We start from the raw sequence: 25068 nt of genomic DNA on the forward strand, positions 1-25068 counted from the left end.
GGAGGCCTGGTCACCTCGGTGTCCGCCGCGGCGTCACCCCCATCGCACCAGCGCGGTCATCGCTGTCATCGCGGCGAGATCCGCCTCCGACCGGGCGACCGGCAGCTTGGGCCAGAGCAGTTCGTACTCGGTCTGGATGCGGAAGACCTCATCGGCGAAGGAGCGCACCACCCGCTCGGTGACCGTGCCCCGCTCCGCGTGCTCGAAGAACCGCTCGCAGGCCTCCGTAGCGCCTTCGCAGTCCTCGTCGAACTCGAACAGCGCACAGATCGCCTCGACGGCGTGGTCGCGCGAGGTCAGATGACCGATGCCGCAGTCGAGCCCGTCATCGTGCAGGTCGTCGGGGTACGGAACACGGTGCCAGGAACCGTCCTCGAACCAGTAGACACACTCGACCCTTCCCTGCTCCATGCGGGCGTGCAGGAGCTCATGGTTCACCCATCCGGGCGCCCCGGCGAGAAGATCGATCGGCGGCTCGTACCGCCCGACCTTGCTGGAGTCGTCCTGGCCGAAGAGAACGGCGCGGCCGCCGTCGGACCGGAGCAGCGCCCACCGGCTGCAGGCCCCGTCGTCGTAGCGCAAGTCTCTGCCGGTTCCGCTGTCGCTGTCGCCGATCCAATACCCGGACCGGAAACGTTCCTTCTCCTCCTCGGCGTTCCAGGTCGCCACGGCAAGCGCGGCCCAGCGCGCCCACAACACGCCCGCCTCCGGAAGATCCTCCGGCCGCCCCGGACGATGAATCCTCATGCCCACCCCGAAACTCCCCGTCCCTCGCATCCGGCCACAGAGCCTATCGACAGCCGTTCGACGGCCACGGCGACGACGGCCCTGCTCCCCCGCGCCCGGTGCGAGCACCACGGGCGCCACTGGTTCACCGTACGAAAACCGGCCGCAGGGCGCGTCCGGCCTTCGGTGAATCCACCCACCATCGCTTGACCGGGGAACCTGGGGCAACGTAACTTCGACCGCACCCACTCGTGAGCTGCTGGAAGGAGGCGAAGCCGGATGCCGACCATCTCCGAACCGCTTCGCCTCGCACACCGGATCGCCTGGGCTCCGGGTCGCATAGCGCACGGCTGCTGAGCAGCCCCTCCCGGCGTGCCCGTCCACGGCCCCGGCACCTTCTCGTCTCTGTCACCACCTGCAGCACGCCGTCGCGTGCCGCTGCGTCGCGCGCCGACATCCCTAGCCGCGACCGCCAAAAGAGAAAGCACCTGAAATGGCGACCAGGATAGTCATGTCGATCGCGCGCCGAAATGAGGATCTGCTGTGGTAGCGGCGCGGATCACGGTCAACGGCAGAGAAACACCGATTTCACCGGCCGCACCCCACACCACGGTGCTGGATTTCCTCCGCGAACGCGGCCTCACCGGCACCAAGGAGGGCTGCGCCGAGGGTGAATGCGGCGCCTGCTCGGTCATGGTGGCCCGTCCCGGGGTGAACAGGCCCACCGACTGGGTGGCGGTCAACGCCTGCCTGGTCCCCGTCGCGGCGCTCGACGGTCAGGAGGTCATCACCTCGGAAGGACTCGCCACCGGCGGCGCAGCCGGCACGCCCGCCACCCTGCACCCCGTGCAGCAGGAGATGGCCGTCCGCGGCGGCTCCCAATGCGGTTACTGCACACCGGGATTCATCTGCAGTATGGCCGCCGAGTACTACCGGCCCGACCGCTGCGCCCACCCGGACCCGGCCGACGACACCGACCCCGAGCACGGTCCGAACGGTTTCGATCTGCACGCCCTGAGCGGGAACCTGTGCCGGTGCACCGGCTACCGCCCGATCCGCGATGCCGCGTTCGCCGTCGGTACGCCCACCGAGGACGACGCCCTCGCGCAGCGCCGCGAGCAGTCCCCGCCCGAAGCGGTCGCCACCGAGTACACCCGGGACGACAGCACGTTCCTGCGGCCGGGCACCCTCGCCGAAGCGCTGCGACTGCTGCGCGAGCGACCCGATGCGGTGGTGGTGGCCGGAAGCACCGACTGGGGCGTGGAGGTGAACATCCGGGCGCGCCGCGAGAAGTGCGTGGTCGCGGTCGATCGCCTGCCCGAACTGCGGTCGCTGCGCGTCGAGTCCGACCACATCGAGATCGGGGCGGCGCAGACGCTCACCGAGATCGAACGCCGGCTCGACGGCCGTGTTCCGCTGCTGGCGGAGCTCTTCCCGCAGTTCGCGTCCCGGCTGATCCGCAACAGTGCGACCCTCGGCGGCAATCTGGGTACCGGCTCCCCCATCGGTGACAGCCCACCGGTACTGCTCGCACTGGAGGCGTCGGTGGTGCTCGCCGACGCCGACGGTGAGCGCGAGGTCCCCCTGTCCGACTACTTCACCGGCTACCGGCAGAGCGTGCGCCGTCCCGGCGAGCTGATCCGCTCGGTGCGCATCCCGCTGCCGCTGTCGCCGGTCACCGCCTTCCACAAGATCGCAAAACGGCGCTTCGACGACATCTCCAGCGTGGCGGTCGCCTTCGCCCTCGACATCGAGGACGGGACGGTCCGCAAGGCGCGCATCGGCCTGGGCGGCGTAGCCGCCACCCCGGTCCGCGCCCTCGCCGCCGAGGCGGCCCTGGAAGGCAAGCCGTGGACGGCGGCGACCGTCGCGGCCGCGGCCCGCATGCTCCGGTCCCAGGGCACACCGATGAACGACCACCGGGCCAGCGCCGGCTACCGCTCCGCGATGCTCGGCCAGAGCCTGCTCAAGCTGTACGCGCAGACCACTGAGGCGGTGTCGGCATGAGCCAGCTGTCCGATCGACCCGAGAAGCCCGTCGTCGGCGTCTCGATGCCGCACGAGAGTGCCACCCTGCACGTCACGGGCACCGCGCTCTACACCGACGACCTGGTCCACCGCACCAAGGACGTGCTGCACGCCCACCCGGTCCAGGTGATGAAGGCGCACGGCAGGATCACCGCCCTGCGCACCGGGCCCGCGTACGCCGTGCCCGGTGTGGTCCGCGTCCTGACCGGTGCCGATGTGCCGGGCGTCAACGATGCCGGGATGAAGCACGACGAACCGCTGTTCCCCGACGAGGTCATGTTCCACGGCCACGCCGTCGCCTGGGTGCTCGGCGAGACCCTGGAGGCGGCACGGCTCGGAGCGGCGGCCGTCGAGGTGGAGCTCGACGAGAAGCCCTCCCTGATCACGCTGCGGGAAGCCATCGAGGCGGGCAGCTTCCACGGCGCCCGGCCCGTGATGGTGAGCGGCGACGTCGACGCCGGCTTCGGCGACTCCGCGCACGTGTTCACCGGCGCGTTCCAGTTCTCCGACCAGGAACACTTCTATCTCGAGACGCACGCGGCGCTGGCCCACGTCGACGAGAACGGGCAGATGTTCGTCCAGAGCAGCACCCAGCACCCGTCGGAGACGCAGGAGATCGTCGCGCACGTGCTCGGCCTGCACAGCCACGAGGTGACCGTGCAGTGCCTCCGCATGGGTGGCGGCTTCGGCGGCAAGGAGATGCAGCCGCACGGCTTCGCGGCCGTCGCCTCGCTCGGCGCCCTGCTGACCGGCCGGCCGGTCCGGGTGCGCCTCAACCGGACCCAGGACCTGACCATGTCCGGCAAGCGCCACGGGTTCCACGCGTCGTGGAAGATCGGCTTCGACGACGAGGGCCGCATCCAGGCCCTGGACGCGACGCTGACCGCGGACGGCGGCTGGAGCCTGGACCTGTCCGAGCCGGTGGTCGCCCGCGCGCTGTGCCACATCGACAACACCTACTGGATTCCCCACGCCCGCATCGCAGGCCGCGTCGCCCGGACCAACAAGGTCTCCAACACCGCCTTCCGCGGCTTCGGCGGACCGCAGGGCATGCTGGTGATCGAGGACATCCTGGGCCGGTGCGCGCCGCTGCTCGGCCTGGACCCGTCGGAGCTGCGCGAACGCAACTTCTACCGGCAGGGCCAGTCCACGCCGTACGGGCAGCCGGTCCTGCACCCCGAACGGATCTCGACCGTCTGGCGGCAGGTCCATGACGACGCCGGCATCGCCGCTCGCAGGCGCGAGATCGAGGCCTTCAACGCCGCGCACCCGCACACCAAGCGGGCGCTCGCGATCACCGGGATCAAGTTCGGGATCTCCTTCAACCTCACCGCCTTCAACCAGGCCGGTGCGCTGGTGCTGGTCTACAAGGACGGCTCGGTCCTGATCAACCACGGCGGCACCGAGATGGGGCAGGGCCTGCACACCAAGATGCTGCAGGTGGCCGCGACCACGCTGGGCATTCCCCTGCACAAGGTGCGGCTGGCCCCGACCCGCACGGACAAGGTGCCCAACACCTCCGCCACCGCGGCCAGCGCCGGGGCGGACCTCAACGGCGCCGCGGTGAAGAACGCCTGCGAGCAGATCCGCGAGCGGCTGCTCCAGGTCGCCGGCACCCAGCTGGGTGCGAACGCCTCGGACGTGCGCATCGTCGAGGGGGTCGCCCGCGTCCTCGGCAGCGACAAGGAGCTGGCCTGGAACGACCTGGTGCGCACCGCGTACTTCCAGCGGGTCCAGCTGTCCGCGGCCGGTTTCTACCGGACCGAGGGGCTGCACTGGGACGCGAAGGTGTTCCAGGGCTCCCCGTTCAAGTACTTCTCCTACGGAGCCGCCGCGGCCGAGGTGGAGGTGGACGGCTTCACCGGCGCGTACCGGATCCGGCGGGTGGACATCGTGCACGACGTCGGCGACAGCCTCTCCCCGATGATCGACATCGGTCAGGTCGAGGGCGGTTTCGTGCAGGGCGCGGGCTGGTTGACGCTGGAGGACCTGCGGTGGGACGCCGGTGACGGGCCGGACCGGGGCCGGCTGCTGACCCAGGCGGCGAGCACGTACAAGCTGCCCAGCTTCTCGGAGATGCCCGAGGAGTTCAATGTCAGGCTGCTGGAGAACGCCACGGAGGAGGGCGCGGTCTACGGGTCCAAGGCGGTCGGTGAGCCTCCGCTGATGCTGGCCTTCTCGGTGCGGGAGGCGTTGCGGCAGGCCGCCGCGGCGTTCGGGCCCGGCGGGGTCAGCGTGGAACTCGCCTCGCCGGCCACCCCCGAGGCGGTGTACTGGGCGATCGAAGCAGCCCGCAGGGGCGGTGCGCACCACGACGGGCAGGCGCCCGGCGACAGCGTGACCCCCACTGACGCAAGCACCTTGAGCCATGCCTGACATGAGCTGGGTGGCCGCGGTCGCGCGGTTGCGGGCACGCCGGGAACCCGGCGTGCTCGTGACCGTCGCGACCGTGCGCGGCCATGCGCCCCGCCGGGCCGGTGCCAAACTCGTCGTGGGACGGACCGAGACCTGGGGGTCGATCGGCGGTGGCAACATCGAGGCCGTCGCCATCGACCGGGCGCGCGAGCTGGGCGGCACGCCCGATCCCGAGCCGGAACTGATGGATTTCGCCCTCAACGACAAGGTCTCCGGCCGGCACGGCGTGCAGTGCTGCGGCGGGGCCGTCACCGTGCTGCTCGAACCGCTCCCGGTGGTTCAGGCGGTGGCGGTCTTCGGCGTAGGGCACGTCGGACTGGAGCTGGCCCGCATCCTGGCCCGGCACAACCTCGACCTGCACCTGACCGACAGCCGCCCCGACATGCTCACCGACGAACGGCTGGGCGTACTCGCGGACGCCGTGGCGCAGATCCACGTGCACCACACCCCGCTGCTTCCCGAGGAGGTGCTCGCCGAGCTGCCGCCCGGCGCTCACGTCCTGATCATGACCCATGATCACGCCGAGGACGCCGCGCTGTGCGATGCCGCGCTGCGCACCGCCGGGCTCGGCTCGATCGGTCTGATCGGCTCGTCCGCGAAATGGGCGCGGTTCCGGCAACGTCTGGCCACCGAGGGCGGCCACGACGACGACGCCATCGACCGGATCAAGACCCCGATCGGAGTGGCCGGGATCGCCGGCAATGAACCCGCCACGATCGCCGTGAGCGTCGCGGCCGACCTGCTCCGCACCTTCGAGCAGGACCGTCCGTCACCGGTTCCTCAGCGCACGGCGGTCTGAACCGAGCGGCAGCCGGAACCGGCATCCGCCCCGACTGCCGCTTTCCGGAGCGCAGTTGACGCGATCAGTGGTGCGGCGAGAGGTGCAAACGGCTGTGCGGCTGCCGCTCGAAGAGGCCGCTGCCCGTCGGGTCCGAGAAGAGCAGGGCGATCCGGCCGTCACGTCGCACGTTCAGCGCCTTCTGCGCGAAGGCCGGGGAGGTGGTCAGCAGGAGGGTCCCGTCCTGGCGCCGCGCCACCGCCGTGGGCCAGGCCGGCGCCGCGGCGGACATGGCGGCCGACCTCGGCCGGCGACGGACCTTCGCCCTGTGACGCTGCGCTCCGGATGCTGCGGGTGCTCCAGGCGCTCCGGGCTCACGCGGTCAGCCGCTCATCGCGTCGCCAGACGGAGCCCGTCCACGCTCTCGGGTGCCGCGCCGTCGGGCGAGGTGCAGCTCAGGGCCCGCCGGATCGCGGTGTGCAGGATCGTGACGGCGTCGGGGCCGAGGGCGTCGACGACCTCTGCGCCGCCGTGCTCCAGCAGTGCCGCGGCCTCCTCCCAGCTGTCGGCCACGGCCTCGTGGAACTGGCGTAGCGCGACCGAGGGAGAGCGGGTCAGCAGGGCGGGGAACAGCAGGTGACGGACGTGCCCGCGGACCCACGGCTGTCCGGTGGTCCGTACGCCGGGGCGGGTGGTCTCCCGCAGCACGTCCACGGGATCCACCAGGTCGGCCAGGACCGGCGAGAGCGCGAGGCGGGCAAGTGCGTCGATCCGGACGCCGGGCGATGTCCGTGCCGCCGTGTCGATGACGTCGGAGGCCAGCGCGCGCAACTGCCCGCCGGCGGCGGGGTGGACCTCCACCGCGAACGCCGTCAGTTGGGCGGCCGCGACCACCAGGCCTTCGGTGAGCAGGCCGCGGATCCTGGCGAGGGCGGCCGGGGTGGGTTCCCGGCAGCCGGCCGGTGTCACCACTTCCGCGGCGGCGGCGTAGATCGACTGCTGGAGCGCCGGAGCCCGCGAGGATCGGGGACGGCCCGTCGGCCGGCCTGCCGCCGCCCGGTGGTCGTGGAAGGCCGCGGCCGCCCGGGTCAGGTCGACCAGGAGCTCGTGGTTCCCCGGCTGCCAGGCGGGGCCGAGCGTGTACTCGTGGATCTCCTGGGTCACGGGCCGGAAGCGGGTCCGGCCGAGCGTGCCGTCCGCGAAGAGCTGTGATGCCCAGGCGATGCGGGCCAGTCGCAGGACGGATGACAGGAACGGGGCGCCATCGACGAGCTTTCCCGCCTCGGCCCGGAACGGGGCGATCCGCAGGGCGGCCTCGAACCGTACGCGGTGGTCGGGCCGTGTGTAGGCCCAGGCCTTGTCGTCGTCGTCGCCGGCCAGCCACTCGTACGCGGGCACGGTGGCGAGGGCCTCGTCGAGCCGGTGCGACAGCGCCGCCGCCTCCGGCCGCTCCCCCAGGGCGGCATGGTTCAGCAGACCGGCCAGGCCGATCGTGCGCTCGTCCCAGTCGGCCAGGCCGTCCACGACGGCGACGGCGCGGGGCAGGTCCCGTCCGGCGAGGGCCTCGGCGAGGATCCGGGCGGTCCGGCCCCAGTTGTAGGGGCCGGGCGAGGTCGTACGGGGCCAGCAGCACCGCGGCCTGCTGGAACGGCGCGGTCGACCGCCACACCCGGCCGTAGCGATCCGTCGTGGCCGGGATGGTGAAGGCGATCCGGATCAGCAGCTCCAGCAGCTCCCGCCGGTCGGGCGCACCGTCACCGGGCCGTATGTGCTCCCAGATCGCCCGCATCCCGCGGAACTGCTGATAGGAGGGCTCCATGGCCGCCACGTGTTCCAGTGCCTCATCGGTGCGGCCCAGCCGGGCGAGCAGCCCGAGGGCCGGCGGGGCGACGGTGCGGCTGATGCTGAGGAGTTGGCGTCGGACGATCCCCAGGTACAGCAGGGCCGGCAGGCCGGCTGCGGGAGCGAGGTGGTCGACAGCGTGGTCGGCGAGGAGAGCGGCCAGGCGTTGGAAGTGGCGGTGGTTGCCGAAGGTCCGGCGGTGGGCCCGGAGCAGGCCGGGGCAGGCGAGCCCGCCGACGGCCTCGGCCGCGATCTCGTCCCCGGCGCACAGCGCGTGGTCGGTGAGGTGGAGCAGCCCGTAGCGGTCCACGGCGTTCCAGGGCACTTCGGCCCATGTGGCGGCGTCACCCCGGTAGTGGCGGACGATCCGCTCGTGCCATTCGAGTGCGTCGACCCAGCTGTCGGGGTGTTCCCGGTAGGTCCGGTCCGCTGTGAGGAACTCGCCGATCGACGTGTGGTACAGCGCGATCCTTCCGTCCCGTTCGTCGAGGAGCCAGCGCAGGCGCGTCAGGAGGTTGCGTACGGCGCGGGGCCACACCCGCAGGCCGGCGAGCGCGGTCAGCCGGTCGACGGTCAGCGGCTCGCGGGCGACGGCGAGAACGCCGAGGAGGGGCTGGCCGACGCCCTCCCAGGCGGGTGTCAGGTGGTCGGCGGGTCCGGTGGGTTCGCGGATGTCGAGCATGCCGAGGCTGCCGAGGTCGCTGCGAGCGGTGTCGATGAAGAAGGCGTACAGGCCGGTCAGTCCGTGCGGGAGTTCGGCCAGGTCGAGCAGGCGGGCGGTGAGCGGGCCGTCCGCGGCCTCGACGGCCCCGGCCAGGGCGCGGGCGTACGTCGACAGGTAGAGGAAGTTGCCGGCGGCGTGCCGTACCACGTCGCGGTGCAGGACGTCCGGGTAGAGGCAGGCGGCTTCGGCGGCGGCCTGGAGGGGCGCGGTCGCCAGGACCCGCGTCGCGTAGGCGAGCAGGTCTCCGGTGACCTGCGCGGAGTCCGGGTCGATCGGCAGTTCGGCGCTCCGGTGCCGCAGCGGCGCCAGGGCGGCGTGCGGCCGGGAGGTCATGACCAGCGTCACGTTGGGAGGCAGCTCGGGTCCCTGGGCCAGCCAGCGCAGCAGACCGGTGGGAGCGGAGCCGTCGGCGAACTCGTCCAGGGCGTCGAGCAGGATCACGATCCTCGCCGACGGGTCCTCGGCGAGCAGGACCTCGGCCGGTCCGATCAGCGCCAGGTGGGCCAGGTTGGCGGGCTCCAGGAGCCGCGGCTCCAGACCTGCGGCGGAGATCTCGATCCCGCGGACGGTTCCGGCGACCTCGCCGAGCTGCTGGTCCAGGTACAGGCTCGCGGTCCGGTGGAACGGCGAGACCGACAGGTCCTCGATCCGGATCCCGACGACGCTGCCGTCGGGCAGGACCGAGTCGATGTGCTGGCGGACCACCACCTCGAGACGCTGCGGCTCGAACAGCCCGGGGCGGCGGCGGGCGAGCTGGTGTCCGATCTCCAGGAGGAAGGACTGCACGTCCCCGCCGGTGAGTGCGGTGCGGCTGTCCCGCCGGGCGAAGTAGCGGAGCCAGTCGGGGTGGGAGCGGGCGAGGCCCGCGAGCAGGCTCGTCTTGCCCGCGCCGGGCTCGCCCGTCACCAGGACGTGGCTGCCGTGCGCCTGCTCGATCCGTTCGTGGAGCCAGCGGCGCTCGATGAACTCCGGTCCGGTACGGGCGCGGACGAGATCCTCGAAGGATCGGTCGATACGGTCCATGGTGGCGCTACGGCCGGGTCCGGGGGCCGGATCCGAGGTCGACCCCGACGACCTCGCCGCCCTGTTCCACCCGCTTCGCCCGCACGTAGCCCTCGACGGTGCCGGTGGGCCGTTCGGCCCGTACGGCGGCGACGTACCCCGCCACCTCGTCTGTGTCGACCCGGCCACGCACCACCGTCGGCGCCTGTGGTCCTCCCGGCTCTCCCGGCTCTCCGGTGAAGAGCAGCGGCGTGCCGTGGATCGCCTCCAGGACCCGGCGCAAGGCATCGACGCGGCCCAGGAGTTCCCGGTCGGTGGTGGTCACGGGATCGACACCGGAGGCGTATTCGTGGAGATCGGCCCGCAGCCCGCGCAGTTCCGCCTCGAAGCGCTCCACGAGGACCGGGTCGGCCGCGGGGAGTTCGCGCGGCTCGGCGACGACCGGTGGGGTGGGCGAGCTCTCTTCGGCGGCGCCCGCCTCGGCGGCACGCTCGCGGCGTCGCGCCAGCAGCGCGCCCGCCTGGTCGTAGAGGAACCTGACGCCTTCGGTCAGGACGGCCACGGTCACGGCGGCGAGGGGTAACTCGACAGACATGGTCCGAACTTACCCGAACCCTTCGCGCACACTGTTCGAGTGGCGATATCTCATCGTTCGTCACTTCTGGCGTGACGGGAAACGACAAAGGCAAGGAGAGCGCTCTCCTTGCCACTCTCAAGTTATAGCGCGCAGGGGGGCTTGCCGCAAGGCCCGGGGCACAGCGCAGAATCATCGACCTGAGCCACAACCGCCTCGGAGGCATCGCAGTGAACGAGCAGTACGTACAGGACCTTCACCTGGTGGACGCAACGCAGGTCGCGGTCGTCGGCGGCAAGGGCGCGCACCTGGGCGCGCTGTCGCGGATCGAAGGCGTGCGCGTGCCGGAAGGCTTCTGCGTGACGACGGAGGCCTTCCGGCGGATCATCGCGCAAGCGCCCTCGGTCGACGATCTGCTCGACCGGTTGTCGCGCGTCGACCCGGACGACCGGGAGGCGATCCGCACGCTCAGCGCGCAGATCCGCCGGACCGTCGAAGGGATCCCCGTCCCGGACGATCTCGCGGCGGCGATCACCCGCGCGCTCGCCCGGTTCGGCGAGCAGGCCGCCTATGCCGTCCGGTCCAGCGCGACGGCGGAGGACCTGCCGACGGCCTCCTTCGCCGGCCAGCAGGACACGTACCTGAACGTCGTGGGGCCGGCGGCGATCCTCCGGGACATCAGCCGGTGCTGGGCCTCGCTGTTCACCGAACGCGCCGTGACCTATCGCAGGCGCAACGGTATCGACCACCGCACGGTCCACATGGCCGTGGTCGTGCAGCGGATGGCCTTCCCGCAATCGTCCGGCATCCTGTTCACGGCCGACCCCGTCACGGGCAACCGGAAGGTCGCCACCGTGGACGCCGGCTTCGGCCTCGGCGAGGCCCTGGTCTCCGGCCTGGTGAACCCGGACGTCTTCACGGTGCGCGACGGCGAGGTCGTCGCCAGGGCGATCGCCGCCAAACAGCGTGCCGTGACCGCCCTGCCGGCCGGCGGTACGCAGGAAGTGGCGATCGACGTGCAGCAGCAGGAGCAACCGGCGCTGACGGATGCTCAGGTCGTGCGGCTGGTACGGCTCGGACGGCGGATCGAAGCGCACTTCGGCAGCCCGCAGGACATCGAGTGGTGCCTGGTCGACGACGACTTCCGGATCGTGCAGAGCCGGCCGATCACGACGCTGTTCCCCGTCCCGGAGAGCGGCGACCGGGAGAACCACGTCTACGTCTCCGTCGGCCACGGGCAGATGATGACCGACCCCATGAAGCCGCTGGGGTTGTCCATGTGGCAGCTGACGGCCATGGTGCCGATGCAGGAGGCCGGCGGGAGGCTGTTCGTGGACGTCACCCGGCGCCTGGCCTCGCCGGCGAGCCGCGCCGGGCTCCTGGACGCCCTGGGGAAGGGCGATCCGCTGATCAGGGACGCTCTGGAGACCGTCCTCGACCGCGGGGACTTCGTCCCGTCGCTCCCGGACGCGGGCCCCGGCGGCCCGCCGGCCGGCGCCGCGCCCGCCCCGATCGAGACCGATCCGGCCGTGGTCACCGAGCTGATCGAGCGCAGCCGGGTGTCCATCGCCGCCCTGGAGCGCGACATCCGGACGAAGAGCGGACCGGCGCTGTTCGACTTCCTGCTGGAGGCCTTCGAGGAGCACAAGCGGGTCCTCGGCGATCCGCTGAGCATGCAGGCGATCATGGCGGGCATGGAGGCCACGTGGTGGCTGAACGACAAGCTGCAGGAGTGGCTGGGCGAGAAGAACGCGGCCGACACGCTGACGCTGTCCGCCCCCGACAACATCACGTCGGAGATGGGACTGGCGCTGCTCGATGTCGCGGACGTGATCCGTCCGCTGCCGGAGGTGGTGGCCTTCCTGCAGGGCCTGGAGTGCATCGAGGACGAAGCCTTCCTGGACGGGCTGGCGAAGCTCGCGGGCGGGGCCGAGGCGCGCGACGCCATCGAGTCCTACCTCGACCGGTACGGCATGCGCTGTGTCGGCGAGATCGACATCACCAGGCCGCGTTGGCGCGAGCGCCCCGGCACGCTGGTGCCCGTGATCCTCGACAACGTGCGGAACTTCGAGCCGGGCGCGGCCGAACGGCGCTTCGAGCAGGGCCGGCAGAAGGCACTGCAGAAGGAACAGGACGTGCTGTCACGCCTGCGCGCCCTGCCGGACGGGGAGCGGAAGGCCGAGAAGACCAAGGGGATGATCGACCGGGTCCGCACCTTCATCGGATACCGGGAGTACCCGAAGTACGGCATCATCAGCCGCTACTTCGTCTACAAGCAGGCCCTGATGGCGGAGGCCGAGCGCCTCGTGCGGGCGGGCGTGATCCCTGAGCGTGAGGACGTCTTCCACCTCACCTTCCAGGAACTCCACGAGGTCGTGCGCTCGAACAGCGTGGACGACCGGCAGACCCTCCAGCAGCTCGTCCAGCAGCGCAAGGAGGCGTTCCGGGCCTACCACGCGCTCACGCCGCCCCGGGTGCTCACCTCGGACGGCGAGGCCCTCACCGGGGCGTACCGGCGCGACGACGTGCCGGACGGCGCCCTGGTCGGCGTACCGGTCTCGGCCGGGACCGTCGAGGGACGGGCCCGCGTCGTCCTCGACATGGCGGACGCCGATCTCGAGGCGGGCGACATCCTGGTCACGGCCTTCACGGACCCCAGCTGGTCGCCGCTGTTCGTCGGAATCGCGGGCCTGGTGACCGAGGTGGGCGGCCTGATGACCCATGGCGCGGTGATCGCCCGGGAGTACGGCCTGCCCGCCGTCGTCGGCGTGGAGCGGGCCACCCGGCTGATCCGCGACGGCCAGCGGATCCGCGTGCACGGGACCGACGGGTACATCGAGATCCTGCCCTGACCCCACCGGCCGCACCGGCCCCGGACGGGTGCTGCCGTCCGGGGCCACGCCGCCGGCGCGGTCAGGCGTGCTCGGCGGCGAACATCCAGTGGTGCTTCTCGAGCTCGCCGGTCAGGGCGATCAGGAGGTCCTGGGTGACCGGGTCGGGTTCGTCCGTGGAGCGGATGCGCTCGCGCATGCGGGTGATCACCGTGCTGAGGGCGTCGACGAGGATGCGGACCGCGTCCGCGTCCTTGATCCAGCCCTCCGGCACGCCGGCGATCGCGGTGGTGGACGCCACCGTCGCGGCCCGGCCGTCCGGGGTGATCCCGAGGGCGGAGGCACGCTCGGCCACCACGTCCGAGTGGGTGCGCGCCGTGGCGACGACCTCGTCGAGCTGGAGGTGCACGGACCGGAAGCGGGGGCCCACCACGTTCCAGTGCACCTGCTTGGCCACGAGCGAGAGGTCCACCAGGTCCACCAGAGCGCCCTGCAGCGCTTCACCGACGACCTTCAGGTCTGCTTCCGGGAGGGCGTTCTTGACGACGGACACAACGTCTCCATTCATATCGGGATATGTATTGATGAAACGTCGACTACCCCCTGTGCCCGCGACAAAACGGGCCGGCCGTCCGGCTGGTCCGTTCGGCCGAGCCGGACCGGCACCGGACAGGTGTCGCCCGCGTGCGGGGAGCGGTGGCTGCTCATCGGCGGCCGGTGCGGGGCGAAGGCGGGGCCGGGGCGCCGGCCGGAGGTGCGGCCTCGGGGTCGGGGCCGGTGAGCTCGGGTTCCAGGCCGTCGGTGACGGCGGCCCGGGGGCGTCCGGTGTCCGCCCGCCAGGCCTCGAAGACCAGGGTGGTCGCGGTGACCGTGGCCAGCCCCAGGAGCCAGCCGCCGACGACGTCGCTGACCCAGTGGACGCCCAGCGCCACCCGGGTGTAGCCGACGCCCACCACGGTGAGCACGGCCAGCGCCCAGGGCAGCGGGCGCCAGGCCCGCGGGACGAGCGGCAGCAGGACCAGCAGCAGCACGGCGCTGGAGGTGAAGGCCGTCATGGCGTGCCCGGAGGGGAAGGAGAACCCGGGCGCGTGGGCGACCGGGTCGGGGAGGTGCGGCCGGGCCCGCTCGACGGCGACCTTGGCCAGGTATCCGACCAGGGCGCCGCCGGCCGCCGTGACCGCGGCCCAGGCGGCCAGCCGCCGGGCTCCTCGTACGGCCAGCCAGACGACCAGCACGGCCACCAGGAGGCGCAGGGTCACCGGGTCCCACACCACCCCGGTGAGGAAGTCGAGGACGCGTACCCGGCCGGGGTGGTCCAGGGCCGTGGCGTGCAGCCGTTCGGCCGCCGCGCGGTCCAGGCGCAGCAGGGGCGGCCACCCGGACTCGACGAGGACCAGGGCGAGGGCGAAGGGGACGGACACCACGGCGGTCGCGGCCGTGGTCAGGAGCAGCCGGGCGGCGAAGGTGGCGTCGGGGCCGCCGTGCCGCGCCGGCAGGTGGCGGAGCGGGTGGCGGAGCCGATCGCGCAGGGCCGCGCGGCGGGGGGAGCTTCCGGTGGGTGGTGCCATGCCTGCGGCATCCTCTCGTGTGCGGCGGTCGGTGGTGGTCGGTCAGATGCCGGGGTCGGGGAGGACCGGGTCGCGGACCCCGGCGCGTACGGCTTCCAGCTGGGCGGCGAAGGACAGTCCGAGGAACAGGGCCGTCGAGGTGAGGTACGACCACAGGAGCAGGGACACGATCGCGCTGAGCGGCCCGTAGACGCTGGTGAACGAGCCGCTGGCGCCGACGTACAGGCTGAGGCCCCAGGTGGCGAGGATCCACAGCGCCAGGTACACGACGGCTCCGAAGGCCAGCCAGGTGTAGCCGGGTTGCCGGCGTCGCGGGGAGAGCCGGAAGATCGCGCTGGCGGCGAGGACGGCCAGCAGGACACCCGCGGGCCAGCGCAGGATCTCCCAGGTCCGCACGGTGGATGGGGCCAGGTGATACACCTCGGCGAGGGCGCGGGTGAGGTCGGCGCCGAGCACGGTGAGGACGAAGCTGAGGCCCAGCGGGAAGCCTGCGAGGGCCGACATCACCAGGCCGCGGGCGTACTTGGCGAGGAACGGCCGGTCGCGTTCGTTGCCGTATATGCGGTTGGCGCCGCGCTCGACCTGGCAGAGCGCCGTGGTGACGTTGGCGACGGCGAACAGCAGGCCCAGCCACAGGGCGAGCCGGCCGCCGTCGCCCGCCCGGTGGCGGCTGCCGCCGAGCGCGTCGTCCACCACCGCCCGGCCGGGGCCGCTGGGGGTGAGGCCGCGGATGGTCAGCTCGATCACCCGGCCGGCGTCCTCGGTGTGCAGGACGCCGGACAGGCCGACGGCGGCGATGGCCAGCGGGACCAGGCACAGGACGGTCTGCAGGGCGAGTGCGCGGGCGTGGCTGAACCCGTCGGCGTAGCGGAAGCGGACGAAGGAGTCGCGGGCCAGGCTCCAACTGCCGTAGCGGCGCAGCGCGGTCCACGCCTCGTCGCCGGAGAGTTCGTCACCGTGCACGCCGTGGCGCGGCGGTACGCGTCGGGCTGTTCCCATGCTGTTGCTCCTCTCCCTCTCGTACGGCGGTGGTCCGGGGCAGTTGGACGCGCAGGGCGCCCGGTTCGATCCAGGCGGTGAGTCGGGTGCCGTCGGTGACCGGGTCACCGTCGAGTTCGCGGGGCTGGGGGCGCGCGCAGCGGACGTCGACGCGGGTCGCGGTGAAGTACTCCAGTGCTCCCCCGGCCTCCGTACGCGCGGCGGCGGCCGGGGTCTGCGGGTGGCGGCGCAGGACGCGGGACAGGAGGTGGGCGGCGGCGGCGAGCCATCCGGCCGGGCCGCGTGGGTCGAACAGCACCACGTCCAGGTGTCCGCTGTCGGGCCGGGCGCCCGGCAGCAGCGGAAGCCCGCCCTGGAGGGTGCCCACGTTCCCGATGACGACCATGCGGGCCCGGCGCCGCCGCGGGCGGACCCCGTCCACACGGATCGTCAGCCGCACGCTCGGATCGCGCAGGTGCCGGAGCGCCGACAGGACGTACGCGGCCCAGCCCAGGCGGGACTTGAGGCGGGGTGAGGCGTCCTTGACCATCGCGGCGTCGAACCCGGCGCCGGCCATGACGGTGAACCGGGTGGGCTCCAGGCCATCGCCCCGGACGCGGCCGACGTCGATGAGGTGGCTGTCGCCGTCCAGGGACGCGTCGAGGGCAGCCGCCGGGTCCAGCGGGAGACCGAGGTTCCGGGCCAGGAGGTTACCGGTGCCGCAGGGCACCACGGCCAGAGGGATCCCGGTGCCGGCCAGCACCTCGGCGCAGGCGCGCAGGGTGCCGTCTCCGCCGCAGGCCACCACCAGGGCGGGGCGGCGCGCGGCAAGCTCCTCGGCGAGCGCGCCCGCGGGCCGCTCGGCGGTGGTGCGGATCCAGCGCTGCTCGCGGGGAGTGTGACCGTGGCCGTCGAGCACGGCGCGCAGCCGCTCGGCGAGGTCGTCCGGGCAGCCGTACGGGTGCCGCACGACGAGCACCGTCCGCCCGCCGCGGGAGTCGGCGCCCGCCGCCGGGGCGGGCAGGTGCGGGCGGTCCGGCCGTGGCGTGGACCGGTGGCGGCCGTGGAGGAAGACCGAAGCCGTGATCAGGAGGGTGGCCGCGCCATTGAGGAGGCCGCCGGCGATGTCGCTGGGGTAGTGCATGCCGCGGTAGACCCGGGCCAGGCCCACCGCGGGCGGGATCAGCAGGAGGGCGGCCATCGCGGCGGGGCGCCAGGGGCCGCGCAGCCGCAGGGCCGCGATGACGGCCAGTCCTCCGTAGAGCGCCAGCGAGGCTCCGACGTGGCCGGAGGGGAAGCTGGAGGTGGGCGGTGCGGCGTCGAGTCGGGGGAGGTTCGGGCGCGGCCGTTCCACGAACGCCGTGACCAGTACGAACACCGCCGACTGCGCGGCGACCGCGAAGCCGAGGAAGAGCGCCTCGTGGCGCAGCGCGACCCGGGGCAGCCCGAGCAGGGCGAGCAGGGCGGCCACGGTCAGGCCGACGACGACCTGCGTGCTCCCGAGCGCGGAGAGCCACTCGGACACCGCGGTGAGGACGGGCGCATCGCGCTGCTCCTCCAGGGACCGGGGGATCCGGTCCTCGGCCGCGAGCGGCCAGTGGTGCGCGGCCGGTCCGGTGACCACCCGGCCCGCGCCGATCAGCAGGGCCGCCTGGACGGGCAGGAGCAGGAGCAGCAGCGGCCGGGCCCCGCGAGCGGCGGCGCCGCGTCTTCTCTTCATGGGGCCCGTCTGACCCGTCCCGGCCCGATGATGCGCGCCGGCCCGCCGGGGTTCGGCGGGGCGGCGGTCGCACGGCGGCGTCCACCGTCAGCCGATGTGGTCCCGCACCTGCGCGTAGACCCCGGCGTCGGTGAGGAGGGCGGAGTGCTGCAGACACGGGGTCCGGGTGTTCACCGCGCCGGCGAGAGCGACCGTGCTGTCGGGATTGACGACCAGGTCACAGGGGGACCGCCAGGTGGCGTAGCGGGTGGGGCCGGGTGTTTCGTCGCCCGTGTTGAGCGCGGTGAGGAAGGCGGAGCCGGGCCGCATCTCGACGCACGAGGCCTGACCGCAGAAGTGGGCGGTGTCCGTGCCGTGGTTGGGGCCCGCCAAGGAGACCCATGCGTCGACCTTGGCGTCGCCGCCGAGGTTCTTGAGGTAGTAGCGCGACGGCAGGGCGCCCATGGAGTGGGTGACAAGGTCCACCTCGGTCGCTCCGGTCGCGGCGAGGACGCGGTCGACGGTGGCGGCGAGCTGTGACGCGGTCGTGGCGTTGGGCTGGGAGGTGGGGTACGTCCACCGGTACAGGCGGTCGGCGGGCCGGCCGTCCGCCCGGAACCGGTCGACGAAGGTGTTCCAGGTCGAGCCGTCGCTGTTCCAGCCGTGTACGAAGACCACGGGGTCGGGTTCGGCCGCTGCGCGGGCCGGGGCGAGGGCCGGGGCGTGGGCCGGGGCGACGGGGCGAGCGGCGGCGGCCGGGGCCGCGCAGACGGCCAGGGCCAGGGCCACGGCCGGGACGAGGCGGAGCAAGTACGCGTGCATGGCCCGTTTGTAGCGGTCCGCCGCACCGGCATCGGCCCCGATGACCGCACCGCTCACCCGTCCGGCTGCGGCACTTCACACCAGAAACGTTTCGGTGCCGCTCGCGGCCGAGCGGCCGCAGTCGCTACCGCCGGCCACGGGAAGTCCCCGTGCACCGGGCCCGTTTGGATCCGGCGATCCTGATCAGACGGAGAGTAACCACCGGGTCCGCCATCCCCGGGCGGGGTGATCGGCCGTATCGGGTGGCGAGGGAGAAGGGGGCGCGTCGTGACGGTAGCGGGAGGGCGTCGGCGTGGTGGGGGCGAGGGCCCCGTATCGGTGGGGCGTGACGTCGTGTTGGCGGTGGGGCTGGTGGGGATCTGCCTGGGTGGGGCGGCCGTCTTCGTCAGGACGGCCGGTCCGCCGACGGGCGGCGGCGTACCGGTGATGCCGATCGTCGCCGTGCTCGTCCTGCTGGCCGCGGCGGCGGTCATGCGGTGGTGCGTGGCTCCGGGCCCGACCCGCTCACCCGCACGCGGGCCCGACCCGCGCGGACCGCTGACCCCCGACATCCCGGCGACCTGCGCCCCCGAAGCGGGGGAGGCGGCCGGGACGGGGACAGCGGGCCGGCACGAGGTGGGCACCGACGCCCTGGACCACTCCGCGGTGGACGCCGACGGTTTCGAGCACTCGGTCGCCGCGTTGTGCGCGCGGGACGGCTGCCTCCAGGTGGAAGTGGTCGGCGGCGCCGGCGACTTGGGGGCAGACGTGATCGCCACGACGGTGGACGGTCTGCGCGTGGTCATCCAGTGCAAGCACTACGGCGAGGGCAACCGGGTCGGTTCGCAGGATCTCCAGCGTTTCGGCGGGACCTGCTTCGCCGTCCACGAGGCGGACGTGGCCGTCGTCGTGACCACGAGCGCCTTCACCGCTCCGGCCGAGGAGTACGCCGCCGCCTGCGACATCGTCTGCGTCGACGGCGACGGCCTGGCCGCGTGGACCGGGTCGCGGACACCCCCTCCGTGGGAGAGCGCCACCGCAGCACGGCCCGAGGGCTCAGAGGGGGTGGCCGGCGCCGGCACCCCGTAGTTGCGTACCGGGCATCGGCGGATGCGGCGTGCGACGTGCGACGGAAGTCGTGTCTGCCGGATCGGTTCGACCGTTACGCTGTCGACCCAACATGCCGTGCACAAAGGCTCGTTGGCACAGCTGTCGCAAGCGGGGAGGGTTCCATGGGGTGGCTGAAACGTCGACGGTCGCAGGAGTCACCCGACGAGGCGGTCCGGAGCCTGGTGACACACCTGTCCGCCGGCCACCCCCTCGTTCCGATGACCCCGACGATGGTGACCCGGCAGGGGGAGACCCAGTACGCGGACCTCGCGGTCGGTGCTCACGCCTACTACGGGACCAACGTCGAGTACTCCTCGGGCTACGCGGTGCAGGGAGGCCCGCTCTTCATGGCCTTCGGCGTCCTCACCGGCGAGCTCCACCATGCCCGGACCCGCCGGCAGGCCGAGCGGATGGCGGAGATGCAGTGGCGTTGGGAGGGCGAGATCCGGGTGGTCCTCACGGATCACCGTCTCGTCGGCTTCTTCGGCAGCGGCGCCGAGGTGTACTGGTGGGAGCACCTCCTGGCCCTCACTCCCGCCCCGGACGGCCGGGCGGTGCACCTCACCTTCAACGGGGGTGCCCCCCTGCTCTTCTCAGGGTCCTGGGCCCCGTGGCTGTGCGCGATCACGGCAGCGCTGGTCCACCGCAGCCCGTGGCCGCCCGGACACCCGCTGCCCGCCTTCGCCGCGCCGGTGCCCGACCCCGCTCCGCCCTCGGCCGCGTCCGCCCGCCCGGCACTGTCCCCGGCGCCCCACCGCGAGCCGGCGCAGGTGTCGCCCGTCGAGCGGCTGGCCGAGGAGGTGGACCCCCTGCCGCCCGAGCAGGCCGCCGAGGTACTGGCCGGGCACCCGGTGACGACCGCGGAACAGGTGCTCGACCTGCTCGGCACCCGAAGGGCCCGGGAGATCCGCGCAGCCCTGCAACGTCGCCGTGAAGGCTGAACCGGCCCCGGTGGGCAGCGGAATCGATCGTGTTCCGCATCGTCCGGTGGGCTGACGCGGGGCACCTGAAGTGCCACGATGACCCGTGTTTCGAGAGTGCACGGACGGGGCGCGGTGAGGGCGGCCGCAGCGCGTCCCGGAAGAACGGCCCTACCCCACGAAAGGGCGGACATCCCATGCGCGTGACACCTCCCGTATTGTTCTTAGGCAGCGACCAGGGCTCGGCCGCGGACGATCCGGTACGGCTCTACTACAGCCGCAAGACCCAGGAGATACTCCAGAAGTACGGCCCGGGCCCCCGTGTGCACTTCCACGTAGGGCTCTATCCCGACGGCCCACGGGACACCACCGTCCCCCAGTACATGCTCAAGCAGCGCCTGCTCGACGCACAGGAGCGGATAGTCGAGCACGCGGCCCGCTCCTGGGGCGCGTACGAGGAGCCTCCGCGGCGGCTGCTGGACATCGGCTGCGGCCTGGGCGGCACCTCGCTCTACTGGGCCCAGGAACACGGGGCATCGGTCACCAGCCTCACCGTCGCCCGGGAACACGTTTCGCTCGTGCGGCAGTTCGCCCGTCGCGCCGGGGTCGACGCACAGGTGCATCCGCGCCTGGCGGATGTGCACCAGCTCGACGAGACCTGCGCGTACGACGCCGTCTACGCCAACGAGAGCAGCGGATACACCGACCGGGCCCGCCTGTTCGAGGTCGTGGCCAGGGCACTGGTGCCCGGTGGATGGTTCGGGATCCAGGAACACTTCGCCGGCCCCTCCCAGTGGCGCGAGTTCATGGACGGCTACTACAGAACGCGGCTCGGACGCCGCGCGGAGTACCTGGCCGCGGCCGAGGCGGCCGGCTTTGAACTGGTGCAGGACGAGGACGTGACGGACTCGGTGACGGAGTTCTGGGTGCAGTCCATGGCGTGGAACACCGCCGAACTCGACCGGCTCGGAGCGGGCACCGGCGGCGCACCCGGCGCCTGGACCGGCGAAAGGCTCGAACAGTCGACGATCGCGCACAGCAGGTTCTTCCGCCTCTGGCGCGACCACGCGGTGCAGACCCGGCTGCTGCGCTTCCGGCTCGGGGGCGGCCGATGACCGCGTCGCCGCGCCCCTCCCTCCTCGGTCCGCGCCTGCCGGCCTTCTACTGCCCCCTCCCCCGCGACCTCGTCCACCCCGAGGCCAAGCAGGTGGAGGCCCGGGCCGTCGAGTGGCTGGACGCCTTCGGCCTGTACCCCGATCCCGTCGAGCGCGCATGGGGTCTCGCCACCCACAGCGCCGACTTCTCCTGCCGCATCGTCCCCGACGGGAACGTGGAGGCCGTGCTGCTGTTCGCCCGGTGGAACTACTGGGCCAACGCCGTCGACGACTGGCAGGACTCCGGTTCCGAGGAGGTGGGAACGGCCGCCGTCATCGAGCACGGGGCACGGCTGCTGCGGACCATCGAGGACCCGGGAGCGTCCGTACTGCCCGCGGGTCCGATGACCGCGGCGCTGACGGACCTGGTGAGCCGTACGCACGCCATGCTCTCGCCCTACGAGCTCCGCAGGTTCGTCGAGGGGACGCGGGACTGGCTGCTCGGGGCGGCCTGGCGGGCCGCCCGGGCGGAGGCGCGGACGATGCCGGGGCTGAACGACTTCGTCGCCATGGGGCCGCTCGCGAACGGCACGCGGTTCTCACTGACCTGGTCCGACGTCGCGCGCGGGGTCCGGCTGCCGGCGGACGTCCGGTGCTCCCCCGCCCTGACGGCCCTGACGGACGCGGCGGGTTTCATCGTCAGCGCGGACAACGACCTGTTCTCCTACGACAAGGACGACCACCTGGAGCCGCGCGAGGTGAACCTCGTCAACGTCCTGGCTCATCAGGAGAACTGCTCCCCGGCCGAGGCGGTGCCGCTCGCGGTGGCCCTGCGCGACCGGGTGATGGTCCTCTTCCTCCGGCTGCGGGCACAGCTGGAGGACGGCGCGGACGGCGAACTGGGTCGCCATCTCGCGGCGTTGGGGCACTACGTGGCCGGCTCCATCGGGTGGCAGACCCGCGCACCCCGGTACGCCAGTCCGCGCAACCGGTACGAACTGCCTCTGCCGGACGCGGTTTTGACGACCCGCTTCGCCGACGGGCCCAGCGTCACGGGAACCGAACCACCGGACCTGCCGGCGCTCGCGTCCTGGTGGCGGCTGGTACGCGACTGAGCGGTGCCGGGACCCCGGCCGGTGTGGCCGGGGCCCCGGTACGGGCCTTCGGTACGGGGCCCTCGGCAGGCGCGGCCCCGCGCTGCGGAAGGCCGTCAGATGCGGCCGAGCAGTCGGCGCCACCAGCTGACGCCCCGTCGGCGGCGACCGGTGACGGCCGGCGTCGGCGTCGGCGGCGCCGTCGGCTGCGGCGGGATCGGCGCGTGCACGGGGTGCCCGGCCGGCTGCTCCGGTTCGAGCTGCGGGGCCGGCGCCGAGCGCGGGGCGAACCGTACCGGCAGGGACAGCAGGTGGCGGGACATGAGGGTGCCGCGCCAGCGGAGTTCGCTCGCGTCGATCGCCAGCTGGAGGTCGGGCAGCCGGTCCAGCAGGACCTCGATGCCGGTGTCGGCGATGGCGCGTCCGATGTCCTGGCCCGGGCACTCGTGCGGTCCGCTGCTGAAGGCGAGGTGGGAACGGTTGCCGTGGACGGAGGCGTTGGGATCCGGCCGGATCTGCGGGTCGGCGTTGCCGGCCGCCAGGCCGAGCAGGATCATGTCGCCGGCCTTGACCTGCTGGCCGCCCAGCAGGGTGTCTCCGGTGGCCCAGCGCCCGATGATCGTGTTGATCGGCGGGTCGTCCCACAGGACTTGCTCCAGCGCGTCGGGCAGGGTCATGTGGCCTCCGGAGAGGCTCGCCCGGAAGCGCGGGTCGGTCAGCACCGTCCGCAGCGTGTTGGCGATGAGGTTGGCGGTGGTCTCGTAGGCGGCGATGAGCACGACGCGCAGGTGCATGAGCACCTCGGTGTCGGTCAGGTCCGCGGGGTGCTCGATCAGCCAGGAGGCGAGGTCGCGGGCGGGTTCCGCCTTGCGCTCCGCCACCAGGTTCTCCAGCGTGGTGGTGACGTAGCGGTCGCTCTGGAGGGCGGTCTCGGTTCCCTGGAGCATGTCGCGTGCCGCGTTGACGAGCAGGGGGCCGTGTTCGTCGGGTGCGCCGAGGAGCTGCGTCATCACCAGCATCGGGAGCTGGTCCGAGAAGGCGGACACCAGGTCGGCGTAGCCCTCGCCCGCGAACTGGTCGACGAGCTGGTTCGCGAACCGCGTCACGTACCGCCGGATGCCGCGCTTGTCGAAGCGCTCCAGGGACTCCACCACGGCCCCGCGCAGCCGCTCGTGGACGGGACCGTCGGTGAAGTTGCACACCGGCACCCAGGAGACCATGGGGCCGAGGGGGGTGTCGGCCGGCACGCGGCCCTCTCTCATGTCGCGCCAGCCGCGGGGGTCGCGGGCGAAGCGCGAGGACATGCGGGCCGCGTCCAGGTTCTCCCGGTGGCCGAGGACCAGCCAGGCCGGGAGGTCCCCGCTCACCAGTACGGGGGCCACCGGGCCGTGTTCGGCCCGCAGCTTCTCGTACAGTGCGAGGGGATCGGCCTGGGCCTCCGCTCCGTGGAGACGGTACAGACCCCCCGCGGTCGCGGCCGCGTGGGCGGGGCACTCGGGCGGTGGGGTGGGGGTGGTGCTCACATTGCCTCCTGGGGGGCTGCCTGGGAGTGCAGGTAGCGCATGAGGGTCAGCAGGACGTCGCGGGACGAGTCCCGCCGTCTGGCGTCGCAGACGAGGATCGGGACGGCGGCGGGCAGGTCGAGGGCCTCGCGCAGTTCTTCCAGCGGATGTTCGGGGGCGCCGGGGAAGGAGTTGACGGCGACGACGAAGGGAACGCCGCGCTCCTCCAGGCGTCCGATCACATCGAAGCTGATCTCCAGCCGGCGGGTGTCGAGGATGACGACCGCTCCGAGGGCGCCCTCGAAGAGCCCGCGCCACAGGAACCAGAAGCGCTCCTGGCCGGGGGTTCCGAACAGGTACAGCACGAGTTCGTCGTTGATGCTGATGCGGCCGAAGTCCATGGCCACGGTGGTGGTGATCTTGCGGGAGACGCCCCAGGTGTCGTCGACGCCGACGCCGGCCCGGGTCATCGTCTCCTCGGTCGTCAGCGGCTTGATCTCGCTGACCGCACCGACCATCGTCGTCTTGCCCACGCCGAAGCCGCCGACGATGACGACTTTCACGGCGGCCGCGGCCGTCTCCGGGAGTATGTCCGCGGGGAGCGGCCCGGCAGGCGCGTCAGAGCTTCTGAAGTCCATCGATCACTGCCTCGATCAGAGCAAGGTCGGGTAGCTGCGCGGCGGGTACGGGCGGGCGGATGTGCACGCGCTTGGCGGCCATCAGGTCTCCGACCAGCACGGTGACGACACTGACGGGCAGGCCGACGTACGCGGCGATCTCGGCCACCGAGAGCGGTGCCCGGCATATCCGCAGGATGTCCGCCTGCTCGGGCTGCGTCTCGGGCGGGGGAGGCCCTTTGGCCACCACTAAGGTCACGAGGTCCAGGTGGACGGCGGTGGAAGGTCCGCTGCGTCCGCCGGTGATGACGTAGAGCCGTTCGGGACTGCTGTCCTCCCAGCTTGAGGGCGGCTCTTTCACGCGGGCTGCCCGTCGTGCCGGGGCGGGCTGCTCAGGTGGTCCCCCATCCGGGACACCAGGGCGCGCATCTGTGCGCCCATCAGGCCGGCGTCGACCCCCTCGTCGGCGAGCACCGCGAGATAGGAGCCGTCTCCGGCGGCCATCAGGTAGAAGAACCCGCCGTCCATCTCGATCACGACCAGCCGCATTCTGCCCCGGGAGTTGGGCAGTTCCGCGGCCACCGCTCCGGCGAGGCTCTGCAGGCCGGCACACGCGGCCGCCAGGCGGTCGGCCGTGTCCGTCTCGGCGCCGTACTGCGCGACGCAGAGCCCGTCCGCGGACAGTACGATCACGTGCCGCGTCTGCGGCACTCCGGCGGCCAGGTCCTTGAGCATCCAGTCCATACTGCTGCGCTGAGTCATCATT

Annotated in this window: 21 protein-coding genes; 8 read left to right on the top strand and 13 right to left on the bottom strand. The window is 72.5% G+C overall.

Annotated elements, in window-relative coordinates; genetic code table 11:
• Positions 1-33: 33 nt before the first annotated feature.
• Complete coding sequence (locus OG373_RS05620) at positions 34-747, bottom strand: hypothetical protein (RefSeq protein ID WP_405436337.1); 714 nt, start codon at positions 745-747, stop codon at positions 34-36.
• A gap of 522 nt (positions 748-1269) precedes the next feature.
• On the opposite strand from OG373_RS05620, the gene OG373_RS05625 reads away from it, so the two are divergent.
• The 3 genes from OG373_RS05625 to xdhC are packed head-to-tail and all read left to right on the top strand — an operon-like array spanning position 1270 to position 5967.
• Positions 1270-2733, top strand: a complete 1464-nt coding sequence (locus OG373_RS05625) for a xanthine dehydrogenase small subunit (protein WP_405436339.1) — start codon at positions 1270-1272, stop codon at positions 2731-2733.
• A complete protein-coding gene (gene xdhB / locus OG373_RS05630; protein WP_405436340.1) occupies positions 2730-5129 on the top strand; it encodes a xanthine dehydrogenase molybdopterin binding subunit in 2400 nt (799 codons plus the stop codon). The genes OG373_RS05625 and xdhB overlap by 4 nt, the downstream gene beginning before the upstream one ends.
• 1 nt (position 5130) lies before the next feature.
• A complete protein-coding gene (xdhC, locus tag OG373_RS05635; protein WP_405443950.1) occupies positions 5131-5967 on the top strand; it encodes a xanthine dehydrogenase accessory protein XdhC in 837 nt (278 codons plus the stop codon).
• Positions 5968-6031: 64 nt separating this feature from the next.
• On the opposite strand, the gene OG373_RS05640 is transcribed toward xdhC, so the two are convergent.
• The 3 genes from OG373_RS05640 to OG373_RS05650 form a co-directional block, all read right to left on the bottom strand.
• Complete coding sequence (locus OG373_RS05640) at positions 6032-6238, bottom strand: hypothetical protein (protein WP_405436342.1); 207 nt, start codon at positions 6236-6238, stop codon at positions 6032-6034.
• A gap of 98 nt (positions 6239-6336) precedes the next feature.
• The gene (locus tag OG373_RS05645; protein WP_405436343.1) at positions 6337-7470 is read right to left on the bottom strand and encodes a hypothetical protein; all 1134 of its coding nucleotides are present in this window, start codon (positions 7468-7470) and stop codon (positions 6337-6339) included.
• A gap of 2072 nt (positions 7471-9542) precedes the next feature.
• Positions 9543-10109: a hypothetical protein gene (locus OG373_RS05650; RefSeq protein WP_405436345.1), complete on the bottom strand. Its 567-nt coding sequence runs from the start codon at positions 10107-10109 to the stop codon at positions 9543-9545.
• Positions 10110-10318: 209 nt separating this feature from the next.
• Between OG373_RS05650 and rph the strand changes: the two genes are divergently transcribed.
• Positions 10319-12940 carry a rifamycin-inactivating phosphotransferase gene (rph, locus tag OG373_RS05655; protein ID WP_405436346.1) on the top strand — a complete coding sequence of 874 codons (2622 nt, stop codon included), beginning with the start codon at positions 10319-10321 and terminating at the stop codon, positions 12938-12940.
• A 61-nt stretch (positions 12941-13001) separates the two neighbouring features.
• Here the strand turns inward: rph and OG373_RS05660 are convergent, their stop codons facing one another.
• From OG373_RS05660 to OG373_RS05680, 5 genes are all read right to left on the bottom strand, one after another.
• Positions 13002-13472, bottom strand: a complete 471-nt coding sequence (locus OG373_RS05660) for a Dps family protein (protein WP_405443952.1) — start codon at positions 13470-13472, stop codon at positions 13002-13004.
• 151 nt (positions 13473-13623) lie between these two features.
• On the bottom strand, positions 13624-14487 hold the full coding sequence (locus OG373_RS05665; RefSeq protein ID WP_405436348.1) for a phosphatase PAP2 family protein: 864 nt from the start codon (positions 14485-14487) through the stop codon (positions 13624-13626).
• A 42-nt stretch (positions 14488-14529) separates the two neighbouring features.
• Positions 14530-15486 (bottom strand): YihY/virulence factor BrkB family protein, encoded by a 957-nt coding sequence (locus OG373_RS05670; RefSeq protein ID WP_405436349.1) that lies wholly within the window; start codon positions 15484-15486, stop codon positions 14530-14532.
• Complete coding sequence (locus OG373_RS05675; protein ID WP_405436351.1) at positions 15440-17185, bottom strand: diacylglycerol kinase family protein; 1746 nt, start codon at positions 17183-17185, stop codon at positions 15440-15442. The genes OG373_RS05670 and OG373_RS05675 overlap by 47 nt, the downstream gene beginning before the upstream one ends.
• An 87-nt stretch (positions 17186-17272) precedes the next feature.
• Positions 17273-17986: an esterase/lipase family protein gene (locus OG373_RS05680; RefSeq protein ID WP_405436352.1), complete on the bottom strand. Its 714-nt coding sequence runs from the start codon at positions 17984-17986 to the stop codon at positions 17273-17275.
• Positions 17987-18304: 318 nt separating this feature from the next.
• Here OG373_RS05680 and OG373_RS05685 point away from each other — a divergent pair, with 318 nt between their 5' ends.
• The 4 genes from OG373_RS05685 (at position 18305) to OG373_RS05700 (ending at position 22204) form a co-directional block, all read left to right on the top strand.
• Positions 18305-19054: a restriction endonuclease gene (locus tag OG373_RS05685; RefSeq protein WP_405436354.1), complete on the top strand. Its 750-nt coding sequence runs from the start codon at positions 18305-18307 to the stop codon at positions 19052-19054.
• Positions 19055-19197: 143 nt separating this feature from the next.
• The gene (locus OG373_RS05690) at positions 19198-20016 is read left to right on the top strand and encodes a hypothetical protein (RefSeq protein ID WP_405436355.1); all 819 of its coding nucleotides are present in this window, start codon (positions 19198-19200) and stop codon (positions 20014-20016) included.
• 176 nt (positions 20017-20192) lie between these two features.
• Complete coding sequence (locus OG373_RS05695) at positions 20193-21110, top strand: SAM-dependent methyltransferase (protein WP_405436357.1); 918 nt, start codon at positions 20193-20195, stop codon at positions 21108-21110.
• Positions 21107-22204, top strand: coding sequence for a hypothetical protein (locus tag OG373_RS05700; protein WP_405436359.1), 1098 nt, complete (start codon positions 21107-21109; stop codon positions 22202-22204). The genes OG373_RS05695 and OG373_RS05700 overlap by 4 nt, the downstream gene beginning before the upstream one ends.
• Positions 22205-22299: 95 nt before the next feature.
• On the opposite strand, the gene OG373_RS05705 is transcribed toward OG373_RS05700, so the two are convergent.
• From OG373_RS05705 to OG373_RS05720, 4 genes are read right to left on the bottom strand one after another with little or no spacing between them, the layout of a single operon-like run.
• Entirely contained in the window at positions 22300-23706 is a 1407-nt protein-coding gene (locus tag OG373_RS05705; protein WP_405436361.1) for a cytochrome P450, read from the bottom strand.
• Positions 23703-24323: a GTP-binding protein gene (locus OG373_RS05710; RefSeq protein WP_397728028.1), complete on the bottom strand. Its 621-nt coding sequence runs from the start codon at positions 24321-24323 to the stop codon at positions 23703-23705. Before OG373_RS05710 ends, OG373_RS05705 begins: the two co-directional genes overlap by 4 nt.
• Complete coding sequence (locus tag OG373_RS05715; protein ID WP_405436363.1) at positions 24304-24663, bottom strand: DUF742 domain-containing protein; 360 nt, start codon at positions 24661-24663, stop codon at positions 24304-24306. The genes OG373_RS05710 and OG373_RS05715 overlap by 20 nt, the downstream gene beginning before the upstream one ends.
• On the bottom strand, positions 24660-25067 hold the full coding sequence (locus OG373_RS05720) for a roadblock/LC7 domain-containing protein (RefSeq protein ID WP_052871055.1): 408 nt from the start codon (positions 25065-25067) through the stop codon (positions 24660-24662). Before OG373_RS05720 ends, OG373_RS05715 begins: the two co-directional genes overlap by 4 nt.
• Position 25068 lies beyond the last annotated feature (1 nt).

The organism is Streptomyces avidinii (assembly GCF_045161815.1).
Taxonomy (GTDB): Bacteria; Actinomycetota; Actinomycetes; order Streptomycetales; family Streptomycetaceae; genus Streptomyces; species Streptomyces avidinii.